The 23,875-nt window shown below is 73.2% G+C and carries 20 protein-coding genes; 4 read left to right on the plus strand and 16 right to left on the minus strand.

Annotated elements, in window-relative coordinates:
- Positions 1-74: 74 nt before the first annotated feature.
- Positions 75-527 carry a GNAT family N-acetyltransferase gene (locus tag DKT69_RS19515; RefSeq protein ID WP_109802963.1) on the minus strand — a complete coding sequence of 151 codons (453 nt, stop codon included), beginning with the start codon at positions 525-527 and terminating at the stop codon, positions 75-77.
- Between the two features lie 72 nt (positions 528-599).
- On the opposite strand from DKT69_RS19515, the gene DKT69_RS19520 reads away from it, so the two are divergent.
- A complete protein-coding gene (locus DKT69_RS19520) occupies positions 600-1,112 on the plus strand; it encodes a potassium channel family protein (RefSeq protein WP_109802964.1) in 513 nt (170 codons plus the stop codon).
- Here DKT69_RS19520 and DKT69_RS19525 read toward each other — a convergent pair.
- Both DKT69_RS19525 and DKT69_RS19530 read right to left on the minus strand, forming a co-directional pair.
- A complete protein-coding gene (locus tag DKT69_RS19525; protein WP_236648100.1) occupies positions 1,039-2,607 on the minus strand; it encodes an alpha/beta hydrolase in 1,569 nt (522 codons plus the stop codon). The genes DKT69_RS19520 and DKT69_RS19525 overlap by 74 nt on opposite strands.
- 55 nt (positions 2,608-2,662) lie before the next feature.
- Entirely contained in the window at positions 2,663-3,775 is a 1,113-nt protein-coding gene (locus DKT69_RS19530) for an ATP-dependent DNA ligase (protein WP_109802965.1), read from the minus strand.
- 135 nt (positions 3,776-3,910) lie between these two features.
- Here DKT69_RS19530 and DKT69_RS19535 point away from each other — a divergent pair, with 135 nt between their 5' ends.
- A complete protein-coding gene (locus DKT69_RS19535; RefSeq protein WP_109802966.1) occupies positions 3,911-4,123 on the plus strand; it encodes a hypothetical protein in 213 nt (70 codons plus the stop codon).
- A 51-nt stretch (positions 4,124-4,174) separates the two neighbouring features.
- Here the strand turns inward: DKT69_RS19535 and DKT69_RS19540 are convergent, their stop codons facing one another.
- A complete protein-coding gene (locus tag DKT69_RS19540) occupies positions 4,175-4,669 on the minus strand; it encodes a GNAT family N-acetyltransferase (RefSeq protein WP_109802967.1) in 495 nt (164 codons plus the stop codon).
- 98 nt (positions 4,670-4,767) lie between these two features.
- Here DKT69_RS19540 and DKT69_RS19545 point away from each other — a divergent pair, with 98 nt between their 5' ends.
- Positions 4,768-5,271 (plus strand): DUF1990 domain-containing protein, encoded by a 504-nt coding sequence (locus tag DKT69_RS19545; protein WP_236648080.1) that lies wholly within the window; start codon positions 4,768-4,770, stop codon positions 5,269-5,271.
- 20 nt (positions 5,272-5,291) lie between these two features.
- On the opposite strand, the gene DKT69_RS19550 is transcribed toward DKT69_RS19545, so the two are convergent.
- Positions 5,292-6,206, minus strand: a complete 915-nt coding sequence (locus DKT69_RS19550) for a DNA-3-methyladenine glycosylase family protein (RefSeq protein ID WP_109803003.1) — start codon at positions 6,204-6,206, stop codon at positions 5,292-5,294.
- Between the two features lie 52 nt (positions 6,207-6,258).
- Positions 6,259-9,771: a bifunctional glycosyltransferase/CDP-glycerol:glycerophosphate glycerophosphotransferase gene (locus DKT69_RS19555; RefSeq protein WP_109802969.1), complete on the minus strand. Its 3,513-nt coding sequence runs from the start codon at positions 9,769-9,771 to the stop codon at positions 6,259-6,261.
- 503 nt (positions 9,772-10,274) lie between these two features.
- On the opposite strand from DKT69_RS19555, the gene DKT69_RS19560 reads away from it, so the two are divergent.
- A complete protein-coding gene (locus DKT69_RS19560) occupies positions 10,275-11,240 on the plus strand; it encodes a CDP-alcohol phosphatidyltransferase family protein (protein WP_109803004.1) in 966 nt (321 codons plus the stop codon).
- Positions 11,241-11,286: 46 nt separating this feature from the next.
- Here DKT69_RS19560 and DKT69_RS19565 read toward each other — a convergent pair whose 3' ends face one another.
- From DKT69_RS19565 to DKT69_RS19610, 10 genes are all read right to left on the minus strand, one after another.
- Complete coding sequence (locus DKT69_RS19565; protein WP_109802970.1) at positions 11,287-12,312, minus strand: endonuclease/exonuclease/phosphatase family protein; 1,026 nt, start codon at positions 12,310-12,312, stop codon at positions 11,287-11,289.
- A 139-nt stretch (positions 12,313-12,451) separates the two neighbouring features.
- Positions 12,452-13,111: a hypothetical protein gene (locus tag DKT69_RS19570; RefSeq protein WP_109802971.1), complete on the minus strand. Its 660-nt coding sequence runs from the start codon at positions 13,109-13,111 to the stop codon at positions 12,452-12,454.
- A gap of 204 nt (positions 13,112-13,315) precedes the next feature.
- Positions 13,316-14,104: an anti-sigma factor family protein gene (locus DKT69_RS19575; RefSeq protein WP_109802972.1), complete on the minus strand. Its 789-nt coding sequence runs from the start codon at positions 14,102-14,104 to the stop codon at positions 13,316-13,318.
- Positions 14,101-14,799 (minus strand): sigma-70 family RNA polymerase sigma factor, encoded by a 699-nt coding sequence (locus DKT69_RS19580; RefSeq protein WP_109802973.1) that lies wholly within the window; start codon positions 14,797-14,799, stop codon positions 14,101-14,103. Before DKT69_RS19580 ends, DKT69_RS19575 begins: the two co-directional genes overlap by 4 nt.
- An 83-nt stretch (positions 14,800-14,882) precedes the next feature.
- Positions 14,883-15,740, minus strand: coding sequence for a spermidine synthase (locus DKT69_RS19585; protein ID WP_109802974.1), 858 nt, complete (start codon positions 15,738-15,740; stop codon positions 14,883-14,885).
- Positions 15,740-16,702, minus strand: coding sequence for a hypothetical protein (locus tag DKT69_RS19590; protein WP_109802975.1), 963 nt, complete (start codon positions 16,700-16,702; stop codon positions 15,740-15,742). The genes DKT69_RS19585 and DKT69_RS19590 overlap by 1 nt, the downstream gene beginning before the upstream one ends.
- Before the next feature lie 58 nt (positions 16,703-16,760).
- On the minus strand, positions 16,761-19,235 hold the full coding sequence (locus tag DKT69_RS19595) for an AAA family ATPase (RefSeq protein WP_109802976.1): 2,475 nt from the start codon (positions 19,233-19,235) through the stop codon (positions 16,761-16,763).
- The gene (locus tag DKT69_RS19600; RefSeq protein WP_109802977.1) at positions 19,235-20,671 is read right to left on the minus strand and encodes an RNA-guided endonuclease TnpB family protein; all 1,437 of its coding nucleotides are present in this window, start codon (positions 20,669-20,671) and stop codon (positions 19,235-19,237) included. The genes DKT69_RS19595 and DKT69_RS19600 overlap by 1 nt, the downstream gene beginning before the upstream one ends.
- Before the next feature lie 124 nt (positions 20,672-20,795).
- On the minus strand, positions 20,796-21,941 hold the full coding sequence (locus tag DKT69_RS19605; RefSeq protein ID WP_109802978.1) for an exonuclease SbcCD subunit D: 1,146 nt from the start codon (positions 21,939-21,941) through the stop codon (positions 20,796-20,798).
- A gap of 12 nt (positions 21,942-21,953) precedes the next feature.
- Positions 21,954-23,705, minus strand: a complete 1,752-nt coding sequence (locus tag DKT69_RS19610; RefSeq protein WP_109802979.1) for an ATP-binding protein — start codon at positions 23,703-23,705, stop codon at positions 21,954-21,956.
- Between the last annotated feature and the right edge of the window lie 170 nt (positions 23,706-23,875).

Here is a 23,875-nt window from a genome sequence, read left to right on the forward strand (position 1 = left end):
CCCCACTGCCGCGCCGACCCCCCGGGCCGCCCGGTGCCGGCCGACCACCCTTGACCGCTCGGGACGGGAAACGGTCAGAGTGGCAGCTTCATCCCCTCGTGGCTGGCCACGAAACCGAGGTTGCGGTAGAAGCGGTGCGCGTCCGCCCGGGTCTTGTCCGTGGTGAGCTGCACCAGCGCGCAGCCGCGCTGCCGGGCCTGGTCGATGGCCCAGGTCATCATCTGCCGGCCGAGGCCCCGGCCGCGCAGGTCCGACCGCACCCGCACCGACTCGATCAGCGACCGTTCCGCGCCGTGCCGGCCCAGCCCCGGGATGTACGTGATCTGCATGCAGCCGAGCAGTTCGCCGCCGGCGTCCGCGACGACCAGGTGGTTGCGCGGGTCGGCGTCGATCTCGGCGAACGCCTTCTCGTACGCGTCGTCGACCTCGGTGAAGTCGCGGGCCTTGCCCAGCACGTCGTCGGCGAGCAGGGCGATGACGGCGGGCAGGTCGGCCCGGACGGCGTCCCGGAAGATCACGTCGGTCATGCCGGCAGCCTGGCACAGCGACGCCGGCCGATGTGCGGGCGTGGGTTGCCGGCACCGGGCAGCATGTGCGCCATGAAGCTCCTGCTGCTGCCGTTCCGGTGGATCTACCGAGGTCTCGTCTGGTTCGCCAACTCGCCGCGGACGCTGATCATGTCGTACCTGCTGATGATCGTGGTGGCAGGGGTGCTCTACAGCCACGCGGAGCGCAAGAGCGCCGCCGACTCGGTGTGGTGGGCGGTGGTCACCGCCTCCACCGTCGGGTACGGCGACATCTCGCCCAGCACCACCGAGGGGCGAGTCCTCGCCGCGCTGCTCATCTCCACCATGGTGCTGCTGGTCATCCCACTGATCACCGCGCACTTCGCCAGCCGGCTGATCGTCGACGACGACGCCTTCGAACACGACGAGCAGGAGGAGCTCAAGGCCGACGTGCGCCGGATGCGCGCGCTGCTGGAGGAGCTGGCCACCCGGCAGGGCATCGAGGTGCCCGAGCCGGAGCGCCGCGAGCCGCTCAACGCGCCGGGCAGCGCAGCCCCTCTCTGGGAACGGTCAGCGAGATCAGGTAGGCGTCGACGGCGGTGGTGACGCAGGCGGTCTGCGGGTACGCGGTGTGCCCCTCACCCTCCCAGGTCAGCACCCGGCCGACGCCGAGCATCGAGGCCAGCGCGGCGGTCTGCTCGTACGGGGTGGCCGGGTCGCCGGTGGTCCCGACCACCACGATCGGCGGCGCCCCCACGGCCTTGCCGGTCGGGTACGGGTCCCGCTGGCCGGGCCACTCCACGCAGCCCAGCATGCCCACGGCCAGCGCCGGACCGAAGAGCGGGTACTTCTGCCGCCACTGCGACTGCAGCTGGCGGATCTGCTCCCGGCTGGGCTTCTCGGTCTCGTCGGCGCAGTTCACCGCCAGATTGGCGTCGAAGAGGTTGGAATAGTGCCCGTCGTCCTCGCGGCCCGCGTACGCGTCGGCGAGCTTGAACACCCCGGCCGGGTCGCCGGCCTGGAGCTGGTCGATCGCCCGGGCCAGCTCCTGCCACCCCGACTCGGTGTAGAGCGAGGAGATGACCGCGTAGAAGACCCAGCCCGCGGTGGCCTCCCGCCCGTCGGTGCCGCGGACCGGGGAGACCTTCGCCTTGTCGATGGCGGCGGTGACCGCGCCCCGGGCGTCCGGGGCGATCGGGCAGCGGCCGGCGTTCGCGGCGCACCACCGGTTGAAGTTGCCGAACGCCCGCTCGAAGCCCTTCGCCTGGCTCTCCGACCCGGCGATCAGCTTCTGCTGCGGGTCCACCGCGCCGTCGAGCACCAGGGCCCGCACCCGGTCCGGGTAGAGCTGGGCGTAGGTCGCGCCGAGCAGCGTCCCGTACGAGTAGCCGAGGTAGGTGAGCTTCTCGTCGCCGACCGCCGCGCGGACCGCGTCCATGTCCCGCGCGGCCTGCTCGGTGCCGTAGAGCGGGAGCTGGTCGCCGTACCGGTCGCCGCAGCGCTGCCCGATCCGCTTGTTGAGGTCGACGAAGCCGTCGAACGCCGCCTGGCTTTGCGGGTCGGGGTCGTAGCCGAAGCTGGCGTCCAGGTCGGCGTCGGGGATGCACTTGACCGGGCTGGACCGCGCCACCCCGCGCGGGTCGAAGCCGACGATGTCGAAGCGGTCGGTCACCGCGGCCGGCAGCCCGCCGAACGCCGAGCCGAAGGAGAGGTAGACCGCGGTGTCCACGCCGGACGCGCCGGGGCCGCCCGGATTGACCACCAGCGACCCGATCCGGTCGTGCTGCTTGTTCGACCGGATCCGCAGCAGGGCGATCTCGAAGTTCTCCCCGGTGCCCGGCCCGACGGTCGCGCCGGTCGGGGCGCCGCTGCCCCAGTTGCGCGGCACCAGGACCCGCGCGCACTCGTAACGCATGCCCGAGGCGCCCCGGCCGACCAGCTCGTCCGGCACCTCCGGGCAGGCCCGCCAGGTCGCCGCGCTGCCCGGGGCGGCCGCTTCGCCCTGACTCTCGGTCCGCGGGGCGAACGCCGGCAGCGTGCAGCCGGCGGTGACCACCACCGCCGCGGCGAACCCGCCCAGGGCGAGCCGGGCGCGGCGGATCCGGTCGGAGTAGCGGGTCACGTGGGAGCCTTCCGTGATCGGGTCGACGGCCAGGCTACGCCGGGCCCGAGGCACTGCCGACGGTCGCCGCCGGGTCCCCGCGCAGCACCTGGTCCACGTCGTAGCGGACCGGGCGCTCCAGCTGGTCGTAGCGGCAGGAGCGGGGATCGCGGTCGGGCCGCCAGCGGACGAACTGGGCGGTGTGCCGCAGCCGGTCGCCCTCCATCGCGTCGTAGCCGACCTCGACCACCAGCTCCGGGCGCAGCGGCTCCCACTCGAGGTTCTTCGTGCCGGTCCACCGGCTCACCCCTCCGGGAATGCGCTGGCCCCGCTCGTGGTCGCCGTGCACCCACGGGTGGTCGCCGGCCACGTCCCGGTACGGCTCCAGCTCGGTCAGCAGCTCCTTGCGGCGGGCCGCGGTGAACGAGGAGCTGACCCCGATGTGGTGCAGCACCCCCGCGTCGTCGTAGAGGCCGAGCAGCAGCGAACCGACCACCGGACCGGACTTGTGCCAGCGGAAGCCAGCCACCACCGCGTCCGCGGTGCGGGCGTGCTTGACCTTGAACATCAGCCGCTTGCCCGGCTCGTACGGCAGGTCGGCCGGCTTGACGATCAGGCCGTCCAGCCCGGCGCCCTCGAAGACGTCGAACCAGCGGCGGGCGGTCTCGGGGTCGGTGGTCACCTGGGTGACGTGCACCGGCGGGTGGACCTTGGCCAGCGCCTGCTCCAGCCGGGCCCGGCGGTGCGGGTAGGGCTGGTCGAGCAGGGCCTCGTCGTCGATGGCCAGCAGGTCGAAGGCGACGAAGTCGGCCGGGGTGGTCTCGGCGAGCAGCTTGACCCGGGAGGCCGCCGGATGGATGCGCTGGGCGAGCAGCTCGAAGTCGAGCCGGGGCTGGCCGCCCGGGCCGTCCCGGCGGATCACGATCAGCTCGCCGTCGACCGCGCACCGCTCCGGCAGCTGCGCCCGCGCCTGCTCGACCACCTCGGGGAAGTAGCGGGTCATCGTCTTGCCACCGCGGCTGGCCAGCTCGACGGAGTCACCGTCCCGGAAGATGATGCAGCGGAACCCGTCCCACTTCGGCTCGTACGTCATGCCGGGGGCGGTGGGGAGTTGGGGCACGCTCTTGGCCAGCATCGGCTCGACCGGGGGATTGATCGGCAGGTCCACGGCGACCAGTCAATCAGACAGGGCCGACAGCCGTGAGGCAGATCACCGCCGGTGCGGGGCGGCGTGTCCCCGCTCGGGCCCGTTCGTCATCGGCGTGCGGATGATGAAACCGCAGGTCAGAGCTAGTTTCGCCGGGTGCGGGAGTGGGTGTGCGGCTGTTGCGGGCGCTGGCGGGTCAGCGTGGAGCTGATCCGGGGGCGGTACCGCTACCGGTTGGCGCACCGCTACCGGCCGGAGTTCGGCGGCGGCGTGAACGTCGTCGGCGAGGTCTCCTCGGTCGCCGAGCTGGAGGAGTTGCTGCGCCGGCACGCCCCGGTCGGCCTGGCCGACCTGCGCGAGGCCGCCTGAGCCCCGGCGCCCGGCGACCCCCGCCGCCGGCAGCCGGCGGAGCCGACCGGCTCAGCGGTCGCTGCGCGCGGGGCTGACCAACGCCTTCTCCAGCACGGCCAGCCGGATGCCGTGCGGGTCCGGCCGGTGCGCCACGATCCGGTAGCCGTGCCGGTCGTACAGCCGCAGGTTCTCCGCGCTGTCCGCGCCGGTGAACAGGGCGCACCGGTCCGCCCGCCCCGCGCAGGCCGTCTCGATCGCGGCGAGCAGCCGGCCGCCCACGCCCCGGCCGTGCTGGTCCGGGGCCACCGAGAGCCGGCCGACGTGCGCGGTGCCGCGGTCGAACTCGGCCCGCACCGAGCCGACCAGCCGGTGGCCGGCCCGGGCGACCAGCACCGTCGCGGCGCCGGCCAGCACGGCGCGCACCTCGTCGAGGGTCTCGGTCAGCGGCGGGAGGAACGGGTCGCCGTAACGCTGCGCCTCCACCAGGTACGCGGCGCGCTGCACGGTGAGGATCTCGCCGGCGTCCGCGACGCCGGCCGGGGCGATGGTCACCTGCTCGGTCACCCACCCAGCCCACCACAGCCGCCCGCGACCGCGCCGGCTGGCCCACCCGCGCCGGTCGTACGCTGTCGGCGTCCGACTCGACGATGGGGGTGCGTACCGTGCCGGAGCTGACCTACCCGGACGTGGGCGCCACCCGCGAGGGTCCGCTGCCGCCCGGCTGGCGGCATGTCCGGCACCGGGTCCGGCTGCCCGCGGAATCGTTCACCGCCGCCGGCGCGGCCGTCCTCGGCTGGCGGCTGCACCGGGCGGCCGGCATCCGGATCGAGGCGGACGCGCCGCGGGCCGCCCCCGGGGTCCGGGTCGTCTCCCGCCTGGGCGTCGGGCCGCTGCGGCTCGCCGCGCCGTGCGCGGTGGTCTGGGCCGTCGACGACGAGCGGCGGGCCGGCTTCGGGTACGGCACGCTGGCCGGGCACCCGGCGCGCGGTGAGGAGGCCTTCGTGGTCACCCGGGACTCCTCCGGCGCGGTCTGGTTCGAGGTACGCGCCTTCAGCCGTCCGGACCGGTGGATCATGCGCGCCGCCGGGCCGCTCGGCCGGGCCTTCCAGCGCGGGTACGCCTGGTGGCTGGGCCGCACCCTGCGCCGTCTCTGCGCCGACGGCTGACGCCGCCCCCAGGGCGGGGGTCAGAAGCGGGCGAAGGAGCGGATCGGGGCGCGCGGGCCGTAGCGCGGGGCGTGCACGCCGTTTGCCTCCAGCAGCAGGCAGACCCGCCCCCGATGGCCGCGGAACGGCTCCAGCAGCGCCAGCATCCGGGCGTCGTCCCCGCGCGGCTCGCCCGCGAGGGCCCAGGCCACCGTGTTCGGGATGTGGTAGTCGCCGACGCTGACCGCGTCCGGGTCGCCGTACGCGATCCGCACCACCTCGGCGGCGGTCCACGGGCCGATGCCGGGGATCGCGGTCAGCCGGCGGGTGGCCTCCTCGGCGTCCGCGCAGCGCTCCAGCCGGTCGGCGGCGGCGGCCGCGCGGCGCAGCGTCTCGGCCCGCCGCTGTTCCACCCCGAACGGGTGGAAGACCCAGTACAGGGTGGCGGCCACCGCGGCCGGCTCCGGGGGCAGCAGCAGCGGTTGCAGGGGCCCCGGCGCCGGCTCGCGGAAGTGCCGCACGGTGGCCGCGTACGCCCGGTAGGCCTCCTTGCCGGTGACCTTCTGCTCGAAGACGGCCCGCAGCAGCCGGGGGAAGACCTGGCCGGTGGCGGGCATCCGCAGCCCGCCGTGCTGGGCGGCGAGCCGGGCCACCACCGGGTGCGCGGCGGCGAGGTCGGCGAAGCCGGTGAGGTCGTCGCGGAGTCCGGCCACCGCGTCCGCCCGGTCGACCACCCAGCCGGCGCCCGGTCCGTACCCCTCGGCGACCAGCTCGCCGGCGGTCGGCCGCAGCGTGAGGGTGGCCGGTCCGTCCGGGGTGCGGGTGGCCCACCAGAAGGTGCCGGCGGCGATCCGGGCGCACGGGTCGTACGGGCTGAAGGTGAGCGCCCGCACCGAGGCGGTCAGTCGGTAGCCGGCCGGCGGGTGCAGCGTCCGGCTCGCGGCGGGGAGGGTCACCCCGCCACTCTGCCACGCCGGGTGCACCGCCGGATTCCGGCCCGATGGGCGGTCAGTTCAGGAGTCGTTCGATGACCCGGGAGGTCGCCTTTCCGTCGTCGAGGTCGCAGAAGCGGCGGACGAAGGCCCCGTAGCGCTCCCGGTACCGGTACTCCTCGAACTGGGTGAACCGGACCGCGTCAATCACCTCTGCCGAGGTGGCGAGGAGCGGTCCGGGGGCTTCCGCCTCGAAGTCGAAGTAGAAGCCGCGTAGCCGGTCCCGATAATGCTCGAGGTCGTACGTGAAGAACAGCATCGGCCGCCCGGTGTTGGCGAAGTCGAACATCAACGACGAGTAGTCGGTGATGAGGATGTCGGCCAGGGCGAGCAGGTCGGCAACGTCTGGGTACCGGGACACGTCCCACACGAACCCGTCACCGACGTTCGGGATCTCGTCGACCACGTTGGGGTGCCGGCGGATGAGCAGGACGTGATCGTCCCCCAGCTTCCGGCGCGCGTCCTCGAGGTCGAGATGGAGGCTGAGCTTGTAGCGACCCATTCCGTGGAACTCGTCGTCGCGCCAGGTGGGTGCGTAGAGCACTACCTTCTTGCCGGCCGGCAGCCCGAGGCGCTGCCGCACCTTCTCCGCCACCGCTTCCCGGGACAGGTAGAGCACGTCGTTACGTGGGTAGCCGGCCTCGAGGATCTCACCCTGGTAGCGGAACGCCCGGCTGAGGATGGGCGTGCTGAACCGATTGGGCGAGACGAGGAAGCTCCAGTGCGGCACCTCCTTCTCCACCCGGCTCAGGTAGCTGCGGTCCGCGTGCCGGACCTCCGTGACGTCGAAACCGATCCGCTTCAACGGCGTTCCGTGCCACAACTGCGCCACGGTCTGTCCGGGTGCCCGCTGGAACCAGTCGGGCAGGTGAGTGTTGGTGACGATGTAGCGGCAGGACGCCAGCGCCTCATACCACTCGGTCCCGCCGTGGCGAACGGCGCGGGCCGTCGGGGGAAGGCTGACCTGGCCATCCCGGACCACCCAGAGATGCTCTGCCGGGCCCACGCCACGCGCGATCATCTCCTCGTGCACCGCACGGGGGCTGTCGGAGTACTGGCGCCCGCTGAAGCTGTCGAAGAGGACCGCGTCGCGGCGGGGACGGGAGCGCATGGCGCGGTACCGTTCGCGGAGCCGCTTGCGGTAGAAGGCGCCCTGCTCGTCGGGCCGCAACATGGAGCCGGCGTTCAGCGCGGCGCTCTCGGCTCCGGTGCCTTCGAGCGCGAAGGCACGACCGTGGATCTCGGTCTTCGCCGGCAGTTGCCGCAGCACCGCCTCGGCGAAGGTCAGGTTCGTGAGTGCGAGTGATCCGTCCGATCCGACCTCGCACAGCGCGTCCCAGACGCCCGGCCGAAGCTCGACGGTGCCGCCGAACAACTCCAGCGACCTCGGCGCGAGAACCGCCCGCCAGGTGTCCCCCTCCGTGGTCACCGCGATTGACCTGCGCTCGCCGGCGCCCCGCAGTCGAAGCGTGATCCGCGGCTCGCCCAGCCGTCCGTCGTGGTCGCCCCGCAGGAGGAGCAGACCGTCATCGGTCCACCTCGCCTCGGTGACGATCGGAGCGGCTGAGCGGGCGCACAGCCACACGTACCCGGCACCGCTGGACCGGATGTAGACGTCCCGTCCGCGGTAGCGGTTCCGTGCCTGGGTCAGGTTCTCGTCCGCGATGAGGTGCACGACCTTCTTGCCGCCGCTGTAGAGCGCGATCTCGATCCGCCAGCGGTCCATCGCCGCACCCGGCGGCGGTGCCCAGGCCCGCGTCGTCGGATCGGGAAAGAGGATGGCCAGGGGTACGACCGCCCGGAAGGACGTCCACGAGCCGGACTGTTCCCCGAAGGTCGCCGGCACCCAGTGCTCGGGCACCCCGGGTGCCCGGCTCAGGCGTATCCGACCCGCGACGGGTGACGGACCGTTGATTTCACCCCTGATCTCCAAGGTCTCGTCGGTCATGACGCAGTTGGTGACCCGCGCCCGCACCGTCTCGACCCGCAAAGAGACTTCCTGGCTGCGGGCCACCGGGACGATTCGGACGCCGTCGTCGACGTACCGCGGCGGAAACGAGACGGAGTTGGGATCGACGCCCAGTTTGACCAGGCTCTTCCGCGGGCCGGTACGGCCGACGACACCCACCGCCAGTCGCCACACGCCCTCGACCCATTTGCCGTCCTTCTTCAGGGCCGCCGGGTCCAGCACGGTCTCGAAACCGGACCATTCGTAGCTGCAGTCGCCCTGCTTGGACTCGGTTGTCGCATCGGGACACCGGCGCGGGCGCACCGGAAGCATGATGGCGCGGCGGGTCTTCTTCTCTCGCAGCCAGAGCAGCCGGACGGAACTCCACGGATGCGCCGAGGGGACGCCGTCCACGAAGGCATGGCCCCGGAGCACGATCCCGCCGTCCCGCCAGGAAATGTCGTGGACCTTGCTCTGCACCGGTGGATCGCCCAGCCGGTACAGCTCCCGGGGCACGCCCGCCTCGGGGTCGTCGAGCAGGGGCAGTGCCGCGTAGCGGCGCAGTCCCCGCATCGTCGTCGGCACCGGCATACCGCCGCGCGTGGCGAGCGCCACCTCGATCAGCTCCCGCGTCCTGCGCTGCCGCCCCAGATGCCACTGCACCCGGTACTTCGCCGGCAGGTCCGCCAACACCCGGGGGTCGACACGGTCGAGAAAGTCGTTCGCGCGGTCGAGGAACGCCGCCCGGAAGTCGTCATCCGCATCGGGAAGCGCGCGCAGGACCAGGGCGAGGTCGTCGACCAGCGCGTTGGCGTCATAGGCCCGTTTCAGGCCCTGCTGACGGTGTTCGGCCAGGAACCGGCTCACCCGGTCGACGGCCGTCAGCCGGTCGGAGACCGTCGCCCAGTCCGTCGTCCGCTGCGTGATCGAGGCTTCCCCCGTTTCCCGTCGGCGCCAGTAGTAGACAGGGACGTTGAGCACGTCGACCGTCGTCGCCATGGCGTGCGCCAGCACCGCGACCGGCACGTCCTCGAAGACCACCCCCTCCGGGAAGACGAGACCGTGCTCGTCCCAGAAGCGGCGGCGGAAGACCTTGTTCCAGACGGTGCGGTCCTTCAGCAGCGGCCGGTGCTTGGAGACGTGGGTACGCAGTTTCGTCTCGGGGAAGATCTTGGCGTGCATCGGGGATCGGGTGGCGCCGCGGGAGGTGAACTGGCGTACGTCACCGCAGACGAAATCGGATCCGGTGCGTTCCAGGCAGGCGATCGCCAGGGTGTAGGCGTACGGCGGAAGCAGGTCGTCGCCGTCCACGAAGGCGAGGTAGACCCCGGTGGCCGCGCGGATGCCGGTGTTGCGGGCCTGGCCCGGCCCTCCCTCGGCCTGCCTGATGAGCCGGAATCTGGGGTCTCGGGCCGCGAAGTCGGCGGCGATCTCCGCGGTGCGGTCCGTCGACCCGTCGTCGATGACGATCACCTCCAGATTGCGGTAGGTCTGACCGGCGATCGAGTTCAGGCACTCCGGCAGGAACGACTCGACGTCATGGGCGGGTACGACCACACTGAGCAGGGCGCCGGAGCTCACTGGTTCACCCCCACGCCGCTGGCGGGATGAACGCTGCCCCACGCCCCGCGGAGGGCCTCCACCCTCGTCCGCCCAGCCTGCCTTGGAACATCCATCGCGCCGTACTCCCCGTTTGACCACCGCCGTCGCGCGCGGTGGCGTTGCGATTACCGATACACCTGTTCGGTGCCTAGGCGAAGACCACCACAGTGGATGACCGTGAGTTGACGCACGGTGCCCATGCCCCCGACGGCCGGAACGCTAACACCCAATGAACGGGCAGCAAATCCCCCGGTCAGGTCGGTTGTCCGGCGGAGGGTCGGACGCGACCCGGTCGCCTGCCCACGTACGCTGTGCGACCTCAACTTCCGTGATGTTCGTCGGTGGGCGCTCGGGGTTCACCCGCTCAAACGGTAAGTGACAGGTTCGGTACATTCGGCGGCCCGGGCGGCGGCGGTCCCTGGGGTAAACTCCTGCCGAATTTCTGGTGTGGGGCGAGGAAACGGGGCGACATGGCTGGCGGCTTGACAGTGGCGGAGGTGCAGGCCCGCACCTACAAGGACCGCGACTCCTGGTGGACGGTCTTTCTCGTCGACCCGCTCGCCTCGCGGCTGGTCTGGCTCGTTGCTCGCTACCCCTCGGTGACGCCCAATCGACTGACCGTCACCGCTCTCCTGCTCGGCCTCGGTGCCGCCGCGGCCTTTGCCGCGGCTACCCCGCAGTGGTTGATCGTCGGCGCAGTGATCTTCCACCTGAGCTTCGTGGTCGACTGCATGGACGGCAAGGTGGCCCGGCTCAATGGCAACGGCAGCCTCTTCGGCGCCTGGCTGGACTACATCCTCGACCGGGTCCGGGTGCTCGTCTGCACGGTCGCGCTCATGGGTGGCCAGTACCAGGCCACGGGGGAGCCGATCTTCCTGGTGGTCGGCGGCGGCATCGTCTTTCTCGACATGTTCCGGTACCTGAACGCGCTGCATCTGTCGAAGGTCAAGACCGAGATGCGTCGGGCCCTGGCGGAGAAGATCGAAGCGTCGCCGGATCTGACGGCGGTGTTCGCTCCGGACTACGCCGACGTGACGCTGGAAAACGTCGATCCGAGCGTGGTGGCCATCCACACGCGCCCCGAGTTGGTGATTGAGCGGGAGTTCCGCTCGCGTTTCACCGTGTTCACCGGCCTCCGCGACCTGCTTGTTCGCGCGCGGGTTCGGGCGCATCTGGTGAGCGGCATCGAGTTTCAGATGGCGGTCTTCATCATCGGTCCACTGGCCGGTGCCGTCCTCGCCGTCTCTGTGGTTGCCGGTGCCCTGCTGCTGGCCTTCGAGTTCGCCCTCATCTACAAGCTGTGGTTGTTGACCACCTCGTTCACCCGCTACGACAGAGCTCTCGGAGCCGGGGCCGCAGCCAGCGAACCAGTCTCTGCCCCGAACGTCGCCTGGGCGTCGGTGCCGATGCCGTCGCCGGGCAGGGAAGGGGCCGACGCGCCTCGATAGCCACCCGGGCGGCGCGTCGCTCACCGTTGGGGCCGGCCCTCGACCGTCAGGCGCCGGTCGGCTCCGAGTGCAGGCGGTAGTGCGCCGCCAGCATCCGGTGGTCGGAGAGCCGCGTCGGTATCGCCTGGCAGCCGAGTGGCTCGATCCCTGGCCCGGACAAGATGTAGTCGATCTTGGCGGCGCCGAACGTGGCCTGCGTCCTCCCCGCGTCGCAGTCGACGCCCTCGTCGTAGAGCGGCTGCAGGATGAGCTGACGGCCACCCGTCACGGTCGTTGCCGGCGGGGTGTTGAAGTCGCCGCCGACGATGGTGGAATAGCCCAGCTCCCGGCCCTTGCGAACCTCGGCGGCGAGCCTCGCCGCCTGCGCGGCGCGGATCTCGCCACCGGGATCCTGTTCCGACGTCGACAGGTGCGTGCCGCAGACCTGGAGCCGGGGCGAGCGCAATCGGACGCAGACCGCCAACCGTTGCTCCACCCACTTCCTGCCCTTGGGCGCGGGCGACGGGAGCTGGACGAGCCATGACCCTCCGACGGGCGACACACCGGGGTCGACCCCCGCGCGGGATGTCCGTACGGCCACCGCCTGGCCGTACCGGCCCCCGTTCTCTCCGCAGGTGGCCGGCCTGGTCACCCCGGTGCCGCGCCTGACCGACGCCGTCGTGGCCTGGCGGAAGTACAGCGTCCAGCCGGCGCCGAGGCTGCTCTCGAGCGTGGGCAGCAGGTCGGCGCACACCTCCTGAAGCAGCAGCACGTCGGCCGACCGGGCCCACGCCGCCTCGCCGATGGCGGCGGCGAGCTGCCGGTGGTGGCCACCGGCGGGACACCGCCACTCAGCCTTGGAGCAGACGTTCCAGGTGAGCACCGTGAGCGGGATCGGTGGGGGCGCTGGGGACGCGCGCGCCACGGTCGCGCCCCGGTCGTCCACGGACCAGCGCACGGCCGCTGCCGCGCCCGCCGCGCCGAGGAGGGAGCCGGTCAGCAGGAGCGCGATCGGCAAGGAGATCGTACTCCGCATCGCCGCCACGCCGCCCCTCTCCCGGATGTCGACGGCGTGGTGCTGTCGCCTGGACATCCCGTGTCGTCGCCGCCGGTGGTTCCTCAGACTACCGGTCTGCGGACCAGCGCTGCCGGCGCCGGCGTCCAGGTTCACGACGGTGGCCGGCCGCGCCCTCCCCGGCTGCGACCGGCCACCGTGTCCGTGCGGTGCGGGATCAGTACGAGTACCCCGAGCTGCCGCCGTCAGAGCTGCCCGAGTCACCCGACGCGGGCGGGGCGACCGCCTTCGGCGTGCCGGTGGGCAGGCAGGTCAGGTTCTTCTTGCCGTTCGGGTCGACCACGAACCAGGTGCCGCCGACGCCCTGGCCCTTCCACTGGCCCGGCTTCTTGTCGCCGATGTAGCGGTAGACCGGCCAGCCGCCGATGGTGATCTGCCGGGTGCCGTCCTGCCGCGTGACCGTGCCGACCTTGTCGTCGGAGACGCCCTGGAGCTGCGGGTTGCCGTCGGTCAGCGCGGGCGGCCAGACCTGGGCGCACTTGTCCACGCAGTTCGACGACGGCGGGTCGGCGGAGTCCTTGTCGAAGCGGTAGAGGATCCAGCCGTCCTGGTCCATCACGACGTTGCCCATTCGGGGCACCTTCTTGCCGACCAGTTGGTCGGTGAGCCGGACGTCCGCCGGCGGCGCCTGCTCGGTGGTGGGGGCTTCCGCGGTCGCGGAGGCCTCCGGTTCGGCCGCCGGGGTGGGTTCGGCCGCGGCGACGGCGACCGGCTCGGCCGCGCTCGAGTTCGCCCCGTCGTAACCCGCGGGAGCGCAGGCCGTTAGTGCGACCATCGCGCTCGCGACGATGACGGTCGTCCGCTTCAGGTGTGCCACGTGCCCTCCTCATTCTTGGCAGTTCACCGGGTAGTACGGGTGGTCCGCTGTCAAGGTTGAAGGGGAAAGGGTGCTCCATTTCACAGTGGATCGATTGAACCGATCCGCGCCCGGACCCGTACGGGAGCACGTCGGGTCCACCCCGCCGCGCACGCCGCAGCGGCGCCGGGCGATGTCGCTGCCCGGCGCCGCTGTCGGGGCGGATCAGAGGTCGGCCACCGTCACCAGCGGACTGGCGATGCCGTTCACGTCGACCGACTGCACCTGGATCTTCTCGATGTCCGGCAACCCGGCCGAGGTGGACGCGCTCAGCTCCAACGGGAGCTGATTCGTGCTCGTCCCGTAGCCGCCGCCCGGCACCGACCAGGTCGAAACCACCTCGCTGGTGGCGTTCTTCCGGATCACCACCAGCCGGCAGGTGCGCGGCCCGGGCAGCCTGGTCAGCTGAAGATCGATCTTGGTGCCGTACTCCTTCGAGGCGACCCACATCGTCGTCTTCACCCCGGTGGCCGGATCAGTGGCGTTGTGCTTCTCGCCCTCCTGCTCGTTGCCGCCGGTGCCCGGGTCGCCTGGATCGGACGTCGGGTCGGCCGGGGGGCCGGTGACCGGCGTGGTCAGGGTCGGCTCGGCCTGCGGGATCCGCTCCCCGTCGCCGCCGCCCGTCAGGCCGGCGACGCCGACGCCGCTCAGGCCGCCGAAGACCACCACCGCCGCCGCCGTGGCGAGGAGCCGCCGGACCCGGGTACGCCGGCGGTGCAGCCGCACCGCCACCAGCGTCCGGTCCAGCAGGGCCGGGTCGGTCCGGGTCTGTTCCAGCGCGGTCATCGTCTCGCCGTCGATGCCGGAGAGCAGCCCCACCACGGGGACCATGGTCTCCAGCTCCGCGGCGCACGCCCAGCACGTGGCGAGGTGCTCCTCGAACCGTTCGGTGTCCTGCTGATCGAGCACGCCGAGCGCGTACGCGGCCACGTCCATGTGGTCTGCCCGGCTCATTCCGTCACCCCCCGTTCCTGCAGAGCCGTGCGCAGCGCGCGCAGCGCGTAGTAGACGCGCGACTTGGCGGTGCCGAGCGGAAGGCCCAGCTCCTCGGCCGCCTCCGGCACCGTCCGGCCCCGGAAGTACGTCGCCACCAGGATCTCCCGGTGGGACTGGCTCAGGGTACGCAGCGCGTCGGCGACCGTCATCGTGCGCAGTACCCGGTCCGTGCTGTCCGCCTCGGCGAACGCGGTCAGGTCCCGGTCGTACGTCTCCGCCGGGCGGGCCTGCTCGCTGCGATGCTCGTCGATGGCGATCCGCCGGGCCACGGTGACCAGCCAGGGGCGCAGCGACCCCTGGCCGTGCGTGCCCAGCCGGTGCGCGTTGCGCCAGGCGCGCAGCAGCGTCTCCTGGACGATGTCCTCGGCCCGCTGCCGGTCACCGCCGGTCAGCCGCATCACGAACATCAGCAGCGGGCCGGCGTGCTCCGCGTAGAGCAGCCGGATCAGCTGGTCGGAATGACTGGCCTCAGGGGACGCCGCCTGGTGGCGCCCGGGCGCCGGTCGTGGCGTCACCGGGTCATTCTGGCGATCGGCGGGGCGCCCGTCGACCCCACGGCCCGCACTCGACGCACGCGACTGGGGCTGCGCCCGGGCGAACATCCACTCGGGCCGCGCCACCTCGCCGTGCCAGCCGGCCGCCACCGCATGCATGCAGACCTCCGGGTGTCCAATGACATCAGCCGGCCCCCCACGGGCATGGCCGCCCGTGGATACGGAGTGGCCCGCTCAGCGGATCAACGGCGCACGGAAAAAATTCCGGGCGGGGGTGGGGTGGAGGCGGTGGCGTCCGCGTCGCGGACCACACCGGCGCCGCCGGCGAACCGGTCCAGCTCCTCGCCGGCCAGCACCCGGCCGGGGAACCAGTCGCCGGCCGCCCGCCGGGTCAGCTCCGGCACCGGGGGCTCGACCCGGCCGGCCACCAGCACCAGGTTGCCGTAGCGCCGCCCGCGCAGCACCGCCGCGTCGCCGACCAGGCAGGCCCGGGGCAGCACCGAACGGACCGTGGCGACCTGGGCCCGGGCGTGCCGCAGCGGCGGGCCGTCGGCGATGTTGGCCAGGTACCAGCCGTCCGGCCGGAGCACCCGGGCCACCTCGGCGGCGTACTCCACCGAGGTCAGGTGGGCCGGGGTGCGGGCGCCGGCGAAGACGTCCGCGACCACCACGTCGTAGCTGGCGTCCCGGCTGGCGGTCAGGGTGGACCGGGCGTCGGCCACCCGGACCCGCAGCCGGGGATCGGTCGGCCAGGGCAACGCCCGCCGCACCAGCTCCACCAGGGCGCCGTCCACCTCGGACACCCGCTGGGTCGAGCCGGGCCGGGTCGCGGTGACGTACCGGGGGAGGGTCAGCGCGCCGCCGCCGAGGTGCAGCACCCGCAGCGGGGCGCCGGGCGGGGCGATCAGGTCCAGCGCGGCGGCCAGCCGCCGGACGTACTCGAACTCCAGGTGGGTCGGGTCGGTGAGGTCCACATGGGACTGCGGGGCGCCGTCGAGCAGCAGCGTCCACGAGCCCGCCCGGTCCGGGTCCGGCAGCAGCTCGGCCTGCCCGGTGTCGACCTGCTCGACCACCCGGTCGGCGTCGCGTCGGCGGCCCATCAGCGCCGGATCCCGCGGGCCGCCGCGGTCAGCACCCGGCGCAGCAGGCGGGCGTCGCCCAGCAGCCCGCGCAGTCGACGCTCCAGCCCGGCGATGGGGACGAGGTTCTGCGGGGCGCGCGGGTCCTTGTACGGGGTGGAGGCGAACCGGGGCAGGGTGACCAGGGAGAGGTCGGCCAGGCCGATCGCCTCGGCCGGACTCAGCTCCGCCGAGCACTCCATCCGCACGATGCCGGCCCAGGGCGCGCCCGCGGCCACCGGCAGCCGCAGGTACCACGAGTAACCGCCCCAGGCGGTGCCGAGCCGGAACACCGGGGAGCGCTGGCCCGGGGCGAGCCCGGTCACCACCGCGGTCAGCCGGGCGTCGAGGTACTGGCTGTGCTGGGTCTTGATGTAGCCCAGGGTGCGCGGCAGCTGCCGGCGGCTGCGCAGTGGACCGTCCACCACCAGCAGGTCACCGTCGACCCGGGCGGCGTCGGAGACCGCCACCTCCAGCGCGGTCAGCGGGCCCTGCACCGCCGCCGGGAGCTTGCTCAGCTCACCGGTGCCGCCGACGCGGTGCACCGGGTAGTGGATCCGGCCGGCCAGGACGTCCTGGGCGGACGGACTGGCGGTGAAGAGGCCCCGGCCGACCCGGGCGCCGGCCAGCTCCGCCGCGCCGCGCTCCAGGTCGCAGCGGACCACCCCGGCCGCGTACGAGGCGGCGATGCCGGGGAACGACCCGCCGTCGTCCTCGGCCGTCCAGACACTGGCGTCGATCCGGCGTACCCCGTCGACGAGCAGCACCACGTCCGGGGCGGGCAGGTCCCGGCGGGCCCCGATCGCCCGCCAGTCCGTCGCCGACAGCTCCACGTCCGGGTCGACCTGGGCGCTGCTCGGCGCCGCCGGGCCGCCCGCCGACGCCTCGAACGAGGCGCCGTACGCCGGGTCCCAGGCGTCGACGAAGAACCGGGGCCGGCTCACCGGGCCGCCACCCGTTCGTCCGCGACCGGACCACTCCGCCGCGCCGCACACCTCGCGCTCACAGGCCGGTCCGTTCGACGCGGGCCGTGCGGGCGTCCTTGCGGACCTCGTAGCGGACCGGGATCCGCTCCGCGAGGGCCGGCACGTGGGTGACCACGCCGACCATCCGGTCGCCGCGGGCGGCCAGGCTCTCCAGGGTCGCCGCGACGGTGTCCAGGGTGGCCGCGTCCAGCGTGCCGAAGCCCTCGTCGAGGACGATGGACTCCAGGCTCGCCGCGGTGGTCGACATCCCGGCGAGCTGCTCGGAGAGCGCCAGCGCCAGCGCCAGCGAGGCCTGGAACGTCTCCCCGCCGGAGAGGGTGCGCACCCCCCGGCGCAGCCCGGCGTCGTGGTGGTCGACCACGAAGAACTCGCCCTTGTCGTGCACCAGGTCGTACTGGCCGCCGGACAGCTCCCGCAGGATCCGCGACGCGCCGTCGACCAGCAGGTCCAACGCCTCGGCCAGCAGCCAGCGCTCGAAGTTGTTGGCCCGCAGGTGCCCGGCCAAGGCCCGGGCGACCCGGGCCTCCCGCTCGTGGCCGGCCCGCTGCTCGCCCAGCTCGGCGGCCTGCTCGCGCCGCTCCACCAGTCGCCGCAGCTCGGCCTCGGCGCGCTCCACCGCCACCGCGGCGGCCCGCCCCGGGTCGTCGGCGACGGCCAGACCGGCGGCGGTGAACAGGGCGGCGATCCGCTCCGCCACCTCGGTCGCCGCCGCCTGGGCCGCGGCGACCGAGTCGACCAGTCCGCCGCGGTCGGCCCGCCGCCGGTCGGCCTCCCCGCCGGCCCACCCGGCCAGGGCGGCCCAGGCGGCGGCCACGTCGTCCCGGTCGGCGGCCGGCGGGCCGAACCGGGCGAGCCGGTCCCGGGCCGTGTCGAAGTCGCGCCACGTCCGGCGCAGCCGCTCCTCGGCGCCGTCCAGCGCGCCCCGCGCCCGCCGGGCGGCGTCCCGGCCGGCCCGTACCGCGGTCGCCGCCTCCTCCAGCGCCCGGCGCAGCCGGGTCTGCTCGTCCAGGGCCGCCCGCAGCGCGGCCGGCGCGGCGGCGTCGGTGAGCTGGGCGTCCAGCTCGGCCAGCCGGGCCCGCAGCTGGTCGTGCTCGGCGCGGGCGCGCAGCAGCACCCGGTCCAGGTCGCGGGCGGCCGCGTCGCGCTCCTGCACGGTCCGCTTCGCCGCCTCGCTGGCGGCCCGGGCCGCCTTTCCCGCGGCGGTGGCCCGGGCCACCGCCGAGCCGGCCGGCACCACCGGCACCCGGGACACCACCTGCTCGCAGACCGGGCAGGGCGCGCCGTCCACCAGGTGGGCCCGCAGGGCCACGGCCTGGTCGGTGGCCTTCGCCTCCTCGTGCGCCCGGAACGCCGCCTCCAGCTCCGCGTCCGCCCGCTCGGCCGCGGCCCGCGCCTCGGCCAGGGCCTGCGCCGCCGCGTCGTGTTCGGCCTGCGCCGCGGTCACCGCCGCCCGGACCGTGTCCGCCTCGGCGGTCAGCCGGTCCCGGTCGGCGTGCGCCTTCAGCAGCAGGCGCAGTGCGCTCTCGTCGCCCGCCGCGGTCAGCTCGCCGCGGAGCTTCTCCTCCCGCTCCTCGGCGAGCGCCACCGCCGCGACCGCCTCGTCGGCCGCGGCCCGCGCCGTGGTCACCGCGCGGGCCAGCTCGGCGATGCCGTCCGGCGCCCGCACCCCGGCCAGCACCGTCAGCTCCGCGTCGAGCGCGGCCAGCGCCGCCGCCACCTCCCGCGCCGTGGCCCGCGCCCCCTCCAGCTCCGGTACGGCCACCGCCACCGCCCCGGCCAGCTTCCGCATCCGGTCGACCTGCGCCTGCGCCCCGGCCACCGTCTCGTCGTCGACGGCGGCGAGCCCGGCGAGCATCCGGTCCACGGCCTCCAGCTTCGCCTCGGCCTGCGCGGCGCGTTCGGTGGCCCGCTTCTGCACCTCCTCGTAGACGCCGAGGCCGAGCAGGTTGACCAGGATCTGCTGCCGGGTGGCGGGCTTGGCGTGCAGGAAGTCGGCGAACTGGCCCTGCGGCAGCACCACGCAGGAGGTGAACTGCTCGTACGGCAGCCCGACCGCCGCCAGCACCGCGTCCTCCATCTCGGCGGGGGTGCCGGCGACCACCTCGCCGAGATCGTCCGGGCTGAGCCCGGTGTCGAGCTTGGTCACGTCGAAACCGGCGGGCATGAGCTGCAACCCGGCGTTGGCGGTCTTGACCGCCCCCCGGCCGTCCCGGCGGACCACCCGGGTGGCGACGTACCGGTCGCCGGCGGACTCGAAGACCAGCCGGACCCGGGCCTCGGTGGCCGACGGGGCGAGCGCGTTGGCCAGGCCCCGGGTGCCGCCCCAGCGGGGCACGGTCCCGTAGAGGGCGAAGCAGATCGCGTCGAGCACCGTGGACTTCCCGGAGCCGGTCGGCCCGACCAGGGCGAAGAAGTCGGCGTCGGTGAAGTCGACGGTGGTCTCCTCGCGGAAGACGGTGAAGCCCGCCATGTCCAGCCGGATCGGTCGCATCAGCGGTCGACCTGCTTCCTACTGTTGCTCATTGCTGAGCGGTTCGGATGGTTCGCTCTCCGCTCGATGGTGGCCGAGTTGGAGTCCTGGACCGGCAGTCTGGTCCGGTGGCGATCGGTCCTGTCCTGCAGGATCTGCCTCACTGCGTGGTGCGGGGTGTGCAGGGCGATGTCGGGGTCGCCTGCTCGCTGCAGGATGTTGATCGCGGCGTTCACGTCGGCCTGCCACACCACCCCGCACGAGGTGCAGTGAAGCCGGTCCCCGTGGCGTCGGCCGAGCCGGCCGCAGCGGTGACAGGCTTGTGAGGTGTAGGCGGCGTTGACGTGCACGAGCGCAGAACCTCTGCGCTCCGACACGCTTGTGAGGGCCTCGGCGGTGGCCCCTTTGGTCCACGCGGCGAGGCGCCGGTTGACGTTGCGGCCGAGCGTCTTGCGTCCGGCGAAGCTCTTGGTGAGGTCTTCGGCGACCACGGTGGCGGCCTTGTCGACGACCCGGTGCGCGGCGGTGAAGATCTCCGTGCGCACCCGGGCACGGTGGCGGGCGGCCTGTCGGTCCCGCTTGACCGTCCCGAGATTGTTGACCGTGATCCGACGTGCCTTCGCGTGGTCACCACGCAAGGCGGCGGTGTTCGCTATGGAGCGCAGCTTCGCCCGACGCCGGTTACGTTCCTTCAAACGGTCCGACTCGCTGGTCAGCAACTCGCCGAGGCGGCTGCCGTGGCGAACGCCATCGGAATCGGTCAGGGCCTCGGTGTACCCCTTGTCGACGCCGACCGTCGCGTCGCCGCACGGCCGCTGCGACGACCGCATCTGCGACGCGTCGATCTGGTAGTGCACCTCGACCCGACCACCACGCAGGATCAGCCGCAGCGTGCCAGTCGGGGCGACGGTCGTGGACAGCGGGATTCTCACCATCTGGCGGCGTTGGAGACCCGGAACCGCCAGCCACAACCGGCCGCGCCCGTCGGTGGCGGTGTTGTGCTGGTCGGCGCGCACCACGATCTGATCGTGCGTGCGGTTGCGGCCACGCTTCCAGTGCTTGCGCATCTGTCGAGCCAGGAACGGGTCACCAGCCCACCGGTCAGCCGCCAGCGCGGCCAGCATTCGCTTGCGCTCGCCAGGATCGCCCGTGCGCCGGAAGACCGCCCGGCGGACCTGCACCTTGGCCGAGGCCAGGTTCGTCGCGATGTCGGCCATAGCGTCGCGGACCGTTTCCTTCCACGCATTCGCCAGCACACCGAACCGCACATGCGTGCCGTCGACCAACCACCGGTCCCGCACCTGCCGGTCCCTCAGGCCGGACCCGACTCCACTAATCGAGCCGTAACGCTGCCACACCTCACTGCGAACCGGACCCAACCGACGGGCCTGCTCCCACAACGCCGCGCACTTACCGGAGTTCAGGCGCGCCGAGTAAGCAATCCGGGTGACCTTCACCGCTCGCCCCCCACGGTCAGATCCGCCCCTTTCGAGTTCCTTCACGTAGCGTCGCAACCCACACGGCAGACACGAAAGGCGCGCACGACCGCCAGCATGTCCTCAAAGCAGAGAGAGCCGACAACTAGTCGACCTCCTCGAGCAGCTCGTCGAAGAGCTCCTGGACGCCCTCGTCGACGTGCCCTCGGCTGCCCAGGTAGTCGGCGAAGAGCTCGCGCGGCGACCGGCCGGCCCGCTGGGCGGTGCGGGTGCCGCTGCCCGGCGCCGGGACCAGCTCCGGGTCGATCCGGATCTCCAGCGCGCGGGGGAGCAGCTCCTGCACCTCCTCGCGCAGCCCGGCGCGGGGCTGCTCGCGGACGTACACCCGCAGCCAGCCCTCCGGCGCCTCGATCTCGGCGAGCTGAGCCAGGGTGCCCCGCACGGTGCGCAGCGGGGTCGCCCCCGGCACCGGCACCTCCCGGATCTGGGCGGCGGTCCGGGCGGTCACCTCGACCACGGTCACCGAGCCGACGTTCTCCTGCTCGCCGAAGTCGACGGCGAGGGGGCTGCCGCTGTAGCGGACCGGGCAGGGGCCGATGACCCGCTGGGAGCGGTGCAGGTGGCCGAGCGCCACGTAGTGCGCGGTGCCCGGGAAGACGCTGGCCGGCACGGCGTAGCCGAGGACGGTGTGCGCGTCCCGCTCGCCGCCACCGGTGCTCGCCCCCACCACGGTCAGGTGGGCGGTGACCAGGTGCACCCGGTCGGGCTCGGTGAAGCCCTCGGTGAGCCGGGCGAGGACCCGGCCGAGGTGGTCGGCGTACGTCTGGTTGGCTTCGGCAGCGGTCAGATCGTACATCTCCACGGCGCGGACCGCGTACCGCTGGGACAGGAAGGGCAGCGCGGCGAGCTGCCAGCGCTCCCCGTCGGCGGTGACGCCGTCGATGATGTGCTCGGCCGGATTGTCCCGGACGCCGCCGCGCAGGGTGATGCCGGCCGCCTCGGCCCAGGGGCGCAGCGCGTCGAGGGCCGGCCCGTTGTCGTGGTTGCCGCCGATGGCCACCACGTCCGCGCCGGTGCGCCGCAGCGCGGTCAGCGCCCGGGTCACCAGCCGGGTCGCATCGGGGCTGGGCGCCGCGGTGTCGTACAGGTCGCCGGCCACGATGACCAGGTCGGGACGCTCGGCCCGGGCGATCTCGATCACCTGGGCCAGCACCTGCTTGTGCTCCTCGGCCCGGGACTGTCCCTTGAGGACCTTGCCGACGTGCCAGTCGGAGGTGTGCAGGATCTTCATGGCTTGGTCACCTCAGAACGGGATGTCGTCGTCGGTGGTGGCGCCGGAGCCGACCACGGCGAACGGGTCGGCGGACTGGGTGATCGAGCGCAGCGTCTCCGACGGGGCCCGGCCGGCCTCGGAGACCCGGGTCGCCCAGGCCGGGAAGGGGAACTCCAGGCACAGCGGAACCGGGATGTCCGGCTGGTTGACGAACATGGTGCCCGGCCTGGCCAGCAGGGCCCGCTGCCGCTGGGCCGGCGGGAGGAAGCCGTACTCGGGGCGGGACGCCTCGGCCGGGTCGAGCCGGCCGACCACCCGGATCGCCGAGTTGGTGACGATCCGGCGCTCCACCTCGCTGGCGGTCTGCTGGGCGCCGACCAGGATCACCCCGAGCGAGCGGCCCCGCTCGGCGATGTCCAGCAGCACCTCCTTGATCGGGGAGGAGCCCTCGCGGGGGGCGTACTTGTTCAGCTCGTCGAGGACGACGAAGAGCAGCGGCTTGGCGGTGCCGGCCTTCTCCTTGCGCTCGAACTCACTCTTCAGCGTCACGCCGACCACGAAGCGCTGCGCCCGGTCGGGGAGGTTGTGCAGGTCGACGACGGTGACCTGGGCGCTCTCGGCGGTGTTGATGCTGTGCGGGCGGCGGGTGGCCAGGTCGCCCCGGATCAGTCGGCCCAGGTCCTTCTTGCTGCCGATCAGCCGGCGGGCGAACGCGTTGACGGTGCCGAGCCCGACCGCGCTGCCCGCCCACTCGGACCGGGTCTCGTCGTCGTTGAGCTGCTCGACGATGTGGTCGACCAGGTCCGCGTACGACCCCAGCCGGACCCCGTCCAGGCTGACCCCGCCGTCGGCGGGCTGGGCGTACCGGGCCAGGTGGGCGGCGACCGAGTGGACCACCATCGTGTACTGCTGGCGCTCGTCGTCGGCGTCGGCGAAGACGTACGGCAGGAGCCGGTCCGCACAGAACTCGGCGAGCGTCCAGTAGAAGCTGTCCACGCCGGTGAGCCGGCTGCTCACGTCCGGCGTGCCGGAGGAGTCGCCGACCCGGGGCGGGGCGTACACGCGCACGTCGGGGAACGCGCCGGCGTCCAGCCCGAGCTTCGCGTACCCGGCTCGGGTGGCGTCGTCGAGCCGGGTGTTGGGGTGGTCGAGGAAGAGCAGATCCTCGCCCTTGACGTTGAAGATCAGCGCCTTGGCGTTGACCGCGTCGCCGCCCAGCACCCCGGAGCGGAAGACCGAGTAGAGCAGGAAGGTCGCGAAGCTGGTCTTGGTGGCCACCCCGGAGATGCCGGAGATGGAGATGTGCGCGCCCCGGGTGCCGTCGAGGAAGTCGGCGTTGAGGTAGACCGGCACGCCGTCGCGGCCCATGCCCATCGGGATGCGCCGTTCCATCCGGTCGAAGTGCAGCGCCCGGGCCCGGGCGTCGCCCTCGGCCCGGTGCACCACCGCACCCGGCGTGGGTGGCACGTAGAACTCGGGGTCGACCCGGGTGGTGGTGATCTCCGCGGCCTCCTGCACCTGGGCCGGCAGGGTGCCGTCGGCGATGGCGAAGACGTCGGAGTCGAACTGCGCCCCCTCGTGCCGGGCGCGGACCTGGGTGACCACGCCGGCGATGGTCACCGGCTCGCGGTCGGGCAGCTCGCGGCGAGTCACCACGACGTCGTCGAGCTGGAGGTAGCTGCCGGGGGCGACGGCGGTCCAGAACGTCAGCGGGGTGGCGTCGGCGGTGCCGAGCACCCGGCCGACCCCCTCGCCGGAGCCGTCGAGCAGGTCGTCGGTCATCGGCGGACTCCGGTCAGCTGGTCGTCTCGGTCGCGGGGCACGACCTGCATCCTGCCCGAGGGATGCGACAGGTTGCCACGCGACGCGGCGGACGCCACCCGAGGTCCTCCGCGCCCTCGCGCAACGGGGTCGGTCAACCACACCGCGTGTCGGGGTGGCGCGATTCCCGC

It is taken from the genome of Micromonospora sicca (assembly GCF_003172935.1).
GTDB lineage: Bacteria > Actinomycetota > Actinomycetes > Mycobacteriales > Micromonosporaceae > Micromonospora > Micromonospora sicca.